The sequence below is a fragment of the Lactobacillus sp. genome, from assembly GCF_051873315.1.
Classification (GTDB): Bacteria; Bacillota; Bacilli; order Lactobacillales; family Lactobacillaceae; genus Lactobacillus.
This window is the reverse complement of record NZ_JBJEES010000075.1, coordinates 1-8701: the sequence shown is the minus strand read 5'-3', so window position 1 is coordinate 8701 and position 8701 is coordinate 1. Positions and strand designations below refer to the sequence as shown.

At 51.4% G+C, this 8701-nt stretch carries 6 protein-coding genes; 1 reads left to right on the top strand and 5 read right to left on the bottom strand.

Going from position 1 to position 8701, the window contains the following annotated elements; all coding sequences use genetic code 11:
* A partial coding sequence (locus tag ACI32D_RS04835; RefSeq protein WP_439775496.1) for an iron-containing alcohol dehydrogenase occupies positions 1-1886 on the top strand: 1886 nt, incomplete at its 5' end.
* A gap of 110 nt (positions 1887-1996) precedes the next feature.
* Here ACI32D_RS04835 and ACI32D_RS04830 read toward each other — a convergent pair.
* The 5 genes from ACI32D_RS04830 to ACI32D_RS04810 all read right to left on the bottom strand — a co-directional run.
* On the bottom strand, positions 1997-2767 hold the full coding sequence (locus ACI32D_RS04830) for a formate/nitrite transporter family protein (protein ID WP_439775495.1): 771 nt from the start codon (positions 2765-2767) through the stop codon (positions 1997-1999).
* A gap of 201 nt (positions 2768-2968) precedes the next feature.
* On the bottom strand, positions 2969-4864 hold the full coding sequence (locus ACI32D_RS04825; protein WP_439775494.1) for a hypothetical protein: 1896 nt from the start codon (positions 4862-4864) through the stop codon (positions 2969-2971).
* Positions 4851-6695, bottom strand: a complete 1845-nt coding sequence (locus ACI32D_RS04820) for a glycosyltransferase (protein ID WP_439775493.1) — start codon at positions 6693-6695, stop codon at positions 4851-4853. Before ACI32D_RS04820 ends, ACI32D_RS04825 begins: the two co-directional genes overlap by 14 nt.
* Positions 6696-6713: 18 nt before the next feature.
* Positions 6714-8018 carry a nucleotide sugar dehydrogenase gene (locus ACI32D_RS04815; protein ID WP_439775492.1) on the bottom strand — a complete coding sequence of 435 codons (1305 nt, stop codon included), beginning with the start codon at positions 8016-8018 and terminating at the stop codon, positions 6714-6716.
* A gap of 23 nt (positions 8019-8041) precedes the next feature.
* A partial coding sequence (locus ACI32D_RS04810) for a polysaccharide deacetylase family protein (RefSeq protein WP_439775491.1) occupies positions 8042-8701 on the bottom strand: 660 nt, incomplete at its 5' end.

The following is an 8701-nucleotide window of genomic DNA, read 5'->3' as shown; positions in this document are numbered from 1 at the left end:
CCGTAGTTGAAGCACCAATCTACGATAAGTGGCTGCAAATGATGCAGGACAAAGGTGCCTACCTGCTTCCAAAGAAGGACTACCAAAAGCTGGCCGACTTCGTCTTCAATGACAAGCATGGGGTCAATGGTCCGGTTGCCGGGATGAGCGCCCGCTGGATCTGCGAACACGCCGGCATCACCCTGCCTGAAGGCAAGGATGTCATCCTCTTTGAACTGGATCCAAAGAACATTGGCGAAAAGCTTTCATCCGAAAAGCTCTCCCCGCTTCTGTCAGTTTACAAAGCCAAGGACCGGGAAGACGGGATCAAAATCGTCAAAGCCCTGCTCGACTACCAAGGTGCCGGCCACAATGCAGCCATTCAAATTGGCTCCCAAGACGACCCATTCATCGATGAATACGGCAAGGCAGTCCAAGCTTCCAGAGTCCTGGTTAACCAGCCAGATGCCTTAGGCGGGATCGGTGACATTTACACTGATGCCCTGCGGCCGAGCTTGACCTTGGGGACTGGGTCGTGGGGGAAGAACTCCCTGTCTCACAACCTGTCAACCAGCGACCTTTTGAACATCAAGACCATTGCCAAGCGGCGCAACCGGCCGCAATGGATCCGCCTGCCAGAGAAGATTTTTTACGAAAAAGACTCCATTACCTACCTCTCAGATGAAAATGAGCAGGAAATCAACCGGGCCTTTATCGTCGCAGACCCAGGCATGGTCAAGTTCCACTTCGTTGACAAGATATATGAGCAATTAGCCTTAAGAGATAATCACGTCGACACGGCAATCTACAGTGAAGTATTGCCTGACCCGCCGCTGAGTCAAGCGATCAAGATTGCCAAGCAGATGAAGAAGTTTGAGCCCGACACCATTATCGCCATCGGCGGCGGCAGTGCCCTGGACGTCTCCAAGATTGCCCGCTACATCTACGAATACAGCCTGGACCAAGAAGAAGGCTGGCTGGACAACTATGACAATGTGAGCGAGCTCTTTAAGGAACTGCAGCAAAAATTCGTCGACATCAGAAAGCGGATCGTCAAGTTCAAGCATGAGACCCGGACCAGCTTGATCTGCATCCCAACCACTTCAGGGACCGGATCAGAAGTCACCCCATATGCCGTCATTACCGACGACAAGCAGCATGTCAAGTACCCGCTGACTGACTACGAACTGACCCCGCAAGTCGCCATCGTTGACCCGGCCTTTGTCATGACCGTGCCAAAGCATACCGTGGCTTTCTCCGGCTTTGACTGCCTCTCCCACTCTTTGGAAAGCTACGTCTCTGTTGCCGCCAGCGACTTCACCCGGCCATGGTCGCTCAAAGCCATCCAGCTGATCATGAACAACCTGGAAGCTTCTTACAAGTATGATCCAAAGCACCCGACTTATGAAGGCGAAAAAGCCCGGGAAAACATGCACTACGCAGCAACCTTAGCCGGGATGGCTTTTGCCAACGCCTTCTTAGGCCTTAACCACTCTATCGCCCACAAGCTGGGCGGGGCCTTTGGTTTCCCGCATGGCCTCTGCATCTCGATTTCCATGCTGCCGGTCATCAAGTTCAACGGAGCCAGCGGCAATGTCAAGCGGACCCCATACCCAAGATATGAAGTTTACCGGGCCCAAAAAGACTACGCTGATATCGCCCGCAGCTTAGGCCTGCCAGGCAAGAATGACGCTGAACTGGTTGATTCTCTTTGCAAGCGGATCCGGGAACTGATGAAGGCCTGCGACATTCAGCCCTCCCTGTCAGCCAACGGGGTCAGCAAGGAAGCCTTCGACGCTGCCTTGCCAGCCATGATCGACCGGGTCTACGATGACCAGTGCACGGTACAGAACCCGCGCCAGCCAAGCATGGCTGAAATCAAGCAGCTGCTGATCAGCATGTATTAAAAATTCCTTCCCTAGATTTTCTAAAATTTTAGTCATCTGTAATACACCAAAACAAGTCCTGTTTGAGTTCATCAAGCAGGACTTGTTTTTGTAAAAGGAGTTTTCAGTTATTATTGCTTGTCCTTGGCAGCCAGCCAGTATGGCAAGGCCACGAAGACGATACCGCCAACCATGTTGCCCAGGGTTACCCAGAGCAGGTTGTAGAACATGCCGCCAGCTGAAATGGCGCCTGCCCCTTGCACTGGAGCCAGCAAGGCAACGATGAAAGTCGTCATATTGGCCACGCTGTGTTCAAAGCCAGTTGAAAAGAAGGCTAAAAGGCACCAGAAGATCATGATCAGCTTAGCTGAGTCGCTCTTGGTCTGGAAACCTGACCAAACAGCCAGGCAGACCAAGATGTTACAGAGAATACCCCGCAAGAAAAGCTGGCCAGCTGGCGCTGCCATTTTAGCGGCTGCCGCCTTGGTAAAGACAGTTGCCGTAACTGGCAAATCCAAGCCAGACTTGACAAACATCCAAGCCAAGATGCCAGCCCCCAGCAGGTTGCCCAGCCAGCAAAGCAGCCACAAGAGAGCCGCCTGGCTCAGCTTGACCTTCTTTTCCAGCAGACCGGCACTCATTACAAAGTTGTTGCCAGTAAAAAGCTCAGCCCCGGGAATTACCACCAGACTCAAGGCAACCCCGAAGATCAACCCCTTGATCAAGTTGGCAAAGGGGCTTGTCCCTAATTGTCCCCCAACCGTAAAAGCCAGCAGGATCCCAAAGCCGATGTACATCCCTGCCAAAACGGAAAGTAGGACATAGCCAGCTGGATTATTCTTGAGCAGGTTAAATTTCTTTTGTGCCGCGCCCGCAGCTGCGGCAAATGATTCCTTGTACATTATGTTACCTCTTATTCTTTTGCATGAAAGCACTTAATTCCTGTAAATCATTATATTCTTTTCTTCGACTTATGTAAACGCTTTTTTGATATAAATCAAATATTTCTCTAGTCAGAAATATTCTTTACGGGAATAGCGGCGAGTAGAAGCCACAAAAGAAAAAAGCTCAATCCTTGCAGTTATGCAGGATTGAGCTTTTTCTTACAAATTGACAATGAACCAGTCAACCACCTTATTCCAGAAGAGATTCCACTTATCTGAGACCAGTTCCCAGCCGTGCAGGCGGTTGTCGTAATAGACCTTTTCCCCGTCCGGGCTGGTGATGACAAGGTCCTTGAAGGCCCCGTCATAAACATCATCCGCGATGTTGCGCTGGCTTTGGCCAAAGCCACCAAAAGCACTTTCCAAAGCTACCCCGCCGGCTGCCTGCGCCTTGATCTGCCGCTGGCAGAGCTTTTTGCCATTAACCGTTAAAGTCAGGCTGCTCCCCTTAACAATCAGTTCAGCTTTGACGTCACCTGGATCCTGGATCTGGATTTCCGGCACGTACTCTTTCGCCCCCTCTTTAACGCTCTTGGCCTTCTGCCGCTTCTTTTTAAAAGCCTTGAGCTTGTATAAAGAAGCCGTGGTGCTGTTTTGGGCAAAGCGGCCGCGGACATTCAGTTCTGAGCTTAAAGCTGCCCGCTTGTCTTCGGGCACGGAAACCGGTTTATCATCCTCCAGCTTGAACATGTCAACCTTGTACAGGGTCTTGATTTCCCCGTCCTGCTTTTGCCGCAGGTAGAGAATATTGTTTTCTAAAGACAGTGACAGGTAGCTGGAAAAATTGTGCTTGCCTGAAGCTGTCCCCTGGGTTTTCAAATAGACCGTCTGCTGACCGATCTTGTTGCCCAAAAATTCGCAGTTCAGCTTGCAGTCACCAATTTTTGCCTTTTTCAAAGTCAAAAGACCGTTGCTTTCCGATTCTGAAGTCAAGGCAATCAAATTCTGCTTGAATTCCGCCGCTCCCTTGACAAGCTGCCACTTCTTATAGCGGCGCTGGCTGCCCTTGACGAACTTGATCCGCTTCTGCTCTTTGGCTGGCAGGTCGTCTTTAATCCGCATCAAAAGGTGGTTGGTATACCACCAGGCTTGGGGCTCAAGACGCGTCAGGTCATAGGGCGAGGACTTCCGGGTATTATAGGAAAAGCCTTCCCGGTTGACGTTCAGCTTGAACATTTTTTCCAGACTGGCCGCGTTGGCGCTTGAAACATTGGCGTTATCCCCGTAGCGGCTGGTATTGGAGTGCATGATGCAGTAAAGATCCGGCACTTCTCCCACCTGCTCTTTATAAATCCGGTCCATCAGCTGGTAGTCACGCTTGATCCGCTTACGCATCTCTTTGGTTGTCTCTACCGGCATCCCGTCCTTGTCTCTGATATAGTCCATCAGATAGTGGTTGTAATTCCGGCCGATATACTGGTTGATCTCGACAAACTCCCTTGAGTCCAGCTGGCCCAAAAAACGGTGATAGCGGTCATAACAGTTGATATAAGACAGGCGGTAGCCGTTGGTCCCCAGTTCCCAGAAGCCTTCTTTTTGCAGCTTCTGCAAGTCCTTGGCGGAGATGAATTTCTGGTCATCACGCTGAAACTTTTCCGCGTAGGTTAAAATCGTCGCCTTGTAGTTCAATTTTTCCAGCAATTTTTCCGTAAAAAGAACCGTATCCTTTCTCCCGTCTTCAAACAAGAGAAAAAGGGCTTTTTTAGGCAGGGGCTTGCCCCGGTAATAATAGTCTTCCACGTCTTTTTGGCTGATTGTCACATATCCCAGCCGCTTTAAAGCTGTCAGCTCTTCTTCCAGTCTTTTTAAGGAAATCAAGCTGTCGCTGCCTTCCCGGTCAACCCCAAAGTAGGCCAGGGAAATAAAGCCATGGTCCTGCCCGTCAACAACTTCAGGATCATTTTTGCTATAGGGCTGGTAGCTTTTGAAAACGAAAAGGGCCTTGACCACCATGACCGCTAAAACAATCAAGCTGATCCATTCCAAAATTGATCTGACTAATTTGACCACATCCTTCTTGGTCTGCAGCCAGGGCCGGCGCTTATTCTTTTTCATTTGCACCACCCTCCATCTTCGCTTGCCGTTTTAGCTTCCGCTGGTCCTTTTTCTTCTCAGCCGCCACATCACTTGGCGTCTGCCGGGTCCCCCAAGTCGACTTCCAGAAGGTAACCCAGGCAATCGGCATCTGCCAGAGCAAGACCAGCTCGTAATAAATGCAGAAGAGGAAGCCAAAGGTCCAGGTCGTGCTCTTTCTCAAGAAGAGCTGGGCAAAAGACATCATCAAGCTCATCAATAGAAGGCCGACCAAAAATGTCCGCGGGAAAATATGCTGGGTCAATGGCACGTAAATCAAGTTATAAACCACCACGACCGGGGCCATGATCGGCACGATCAAGCCAATATAGAAGTTGATGGCCGCGTAAGGCTCCTTGCGCCACATAAAACGGCCGGCCATCAAAGATTCTCTCAGCCAGGACCGCTTCCAGCGCATCTGCTGCTTTAAAAAGACCCGGTGCTCGCGGGGAACGATCGTCGAGCAGACAGCCGTATCCTGGTAGCAGCAGCGGTGGTGGTTAAGAATAAAGTTGGTCATGGCCCGGTCATCGCCAAAAGTAGCCTTGTGGCCCAAGAAGCGCTGGTTGATCCAGCGGTCCTTGTACTTCATCACGAGTTCGCGCCGGTAGCAGGACAAAGGACCACTCAAGCAGGTTACCGAGTCAAAGACTCCTTCAGCTGCCTTCATGATCCGGAAGGCAATGTAGTAGCGGACCGACTGCATTTCGGTCAAGGCATTGGTGTAAGTATTAGCCACGTCACATCTGCCCGCGCAGCCGCCCATCTTCGGGTCCTGAAAGGGCTGGACTATATTGCGGACGGCATCTGGTTCTAAAAAGGAGTCAGAGTCGACAAACATGACCAGGTCAGTGTCAGTCTGCTCCACCCCCCGGACCAGGGCCGCCCTTTTGCCAGCGTTTTTCTCCTGGACGAAAAGCTTCACCCGGTCATTTACCCGGTAACGGTCCCCTTCCTTGTCGTTCAGCCTCTCTAGCAGCTCATGAATTTTAGCCACTGACTGGTCACTTGAACAGTCGTCAACGACATAGACCTTCAGCTTGTCGACCGGATAGGCCTGGTCCAGGCAGGACAAAATCGTCCGCTGAATCCATTTTTCTTCATTAAAACAAGGAATCACGATCGTCACCGAGGGGGTAAAGTCGGGATTGATCGGGACCGGCCGGTAGAGGCTGCCAAAAAGGTAACGAGTCAGCAAAAAAGCAGCCGCGATCAAGGAATAGCTGTACAAGATCGCGTTGTATTTGAAGTAGATGACTGATTCTGCCCGCATCAAAACCACGCAAAGGCTGACAAAAGCCAGGAGGATTGCCGCGCAAAGCAATAAATAGCGGTCCTTATGCCGGTCCATGTAGCTGGGCAGGGTCTGGGAAAATTCAATCCCCACTGCCTGGCTGGAGTCGACGCCGCGGACGACTTGCCCGCTGATCCTAAAGCGCATTTCGTGGCCTTCCGGCATGCTGCCGGCCGGGACCTTGAAGTTGAGGTGGACGTTTTTCGCCTCTTTTAAGAGGTCATAGTCGTCTTCTACCGCCAGAAGCATCCCCGTATCCGAAATATCCCGGCACTCCCCGGTCACCTTAAAAGGCCGGCCCTTGCTCTCCGCCTTGACTTTAACTGGGAAACGGCTGATATAGCGGACCCCTAAGGCATGTTCTTTTATCAGGGTCGTCAAGTCTTCATCATTAGTATACTTGCCCCGGCGGTCAAGATTGGTCCGCTGGCCCAGGGGGTCAGGAACGTGCGGCAATAGACGCCGGTCGCTTTTTTCTTTTAAGAGGACTTCCTCCTCTTTTTCTTGGCCCTTAGCCATCTTGCTCACCCCAATTCCTTACAGGCGCCAGTAAGTCAGCCCCAGCGCCTCTTCTTCTTCAGCAGGATACAGGCCCTTGACGTCAACCAGGACCCGGTCCTTATTTGCCAGCTCTTTTTTGTAAAAACTATTCAGATCCAGCTTTTTAAACTCGTCATGAGCCACGGCAATGACCAGACCGTCCAAATCCTTCATCTCGCTCATATCCGTCAAATCGATCCCATACTTTTGCTTGATGTCCCGGGGACTTGCATGCGGATCTGCCACCAAAACCTGGACTCCGTATTCTTCCAAGCCCTTGACGATATCAGCTGCCTTACTGTTTCTGGCGTCAGCTACGTTTTCTTTAAAAGTGATCCCCAGAAGGCCAACCCGGGCTCCCTTGACCGGCCGGCCAGTCAAGGCCAGCAATTTGATGGTTTTTTCGACCAAAAAGCCCGCCACCCGGTTGTTGATCTCCCGGCTCATCCGCAGGAGACTGGCATCGGCATTATATCTTTCTGCCTGCTGGATCAAATAGTAGGGGTCCACCCCAATGCAGTGGCCGCCGACCAGGCCCGGCTGAAAGCCCAGGGCATTCCACTTGCTGTTCATCCCCTTGAGGACTTCCTGGGTATCCAGGCCCAATTTGTCAAAAATCGCCGTGCATTCATTCATAAAGGCAATATTGACATCTCTTTGGCTGTTTTCCGTCACCTTGATAGCTTCCGCTGCCTTAATTGAGGAAACCGGCACCGTCTCTTCGATGACCAGGTCATAGACTTCCTTGACCGTTTGGCAGGTCTCCTGGTCCATGCCGGAAACGATCTTTTTGATATTGGTCAGGTGGTGCTGGCGGTCACCAGGGTTGATTCTTTCCGGCGAATAGGCGATTTTAAAATCTTGACAAATTTTCATGCCGCTGGCTTTTTCCAAAATCGGCCCGCAAAAGTCTTCCGTCATGCCCGGATACACAGTTGATTCATAAACAACGACTGCTCCTTTTTGCAAATTTCGGCCAACTGCTTGACTGGCCCCCTTTAAAGGACGGAGGTCGGGCTCATTGTCCTCGTAAACCGGGGTTGGGACCGCGATGATCACAAAATCGGCTTCTTTGATCCGCTTTTCATCGCTGGTAAAGTCGATCCCGCTTTGGCTGACGTCGCCCATTGAATGGGTCGGGTCTGCCCCCTTCCGGTAAGCCATAAGCTTATCCTCATTAATGTCAAAGCCGATCACCGGCACTTTTTTGGCAAATTCCACCGCCAGCGGCAGGCCGACGTAACCCAGGCCCACCACGCAGAGCTTGCCCTGTCCTTTGGTCAGTTTGTCAAAAATCTTCATTATTCCAAGTCCCTCTCTTTTCTCTAATTGCTTTCCTTCGCTCTTTGCCGGGAATAAGCTGCCGTATACTGGTCAACCCGGGCAAAGCTGTAGCCCGCTTTTTTCCAGATGGGAATCATGATGTCCAAAACCTGGGCGGTATACTTGGCATTTTCCAGCATGTGCATGACGATCACGCTGCCGTTTGTCACCTGGTAGTCATTGTCATCCTTGCCCGACCCGTATTTCAGGTCATGCAAGTACTTCTGGAAGCTGGTCTGCTCATAGTCATTGGTTGAAACGTCGCCGGAAACCGCGTACTGGAAGCCCACGTCAAAGACCGCCTCCAGGCCCTTTTTGGAAACTTCCAGAGTTGGCGGCCGGAAGTCCAGGGACAGGGCCTTTTTCCCAGCAACCTGGACGTTACCGACATACTTGTTCAGTTTCTGGTAAGACTGAGCCAGGTCTTCGCGCATGGCCGCGGTCTCCTTAGCCGTCAAATTGCGGTAGCTGCCCTTTTGGCTAGCCGCCAGGGGCCAGTGCGAGTTGGAGTGGCTGGCGATTTCATGACCATCAGCCGCGATTGCCCGCAGCAAGTTGGGATTTTTGTCCACGTTTTCGGTCAAGACGAAGAAGGTTGCCTTGACATGATGCTTTTTCAACACATACAGGATCTTATTGATGGATTCGTCGCTACCCCAGTC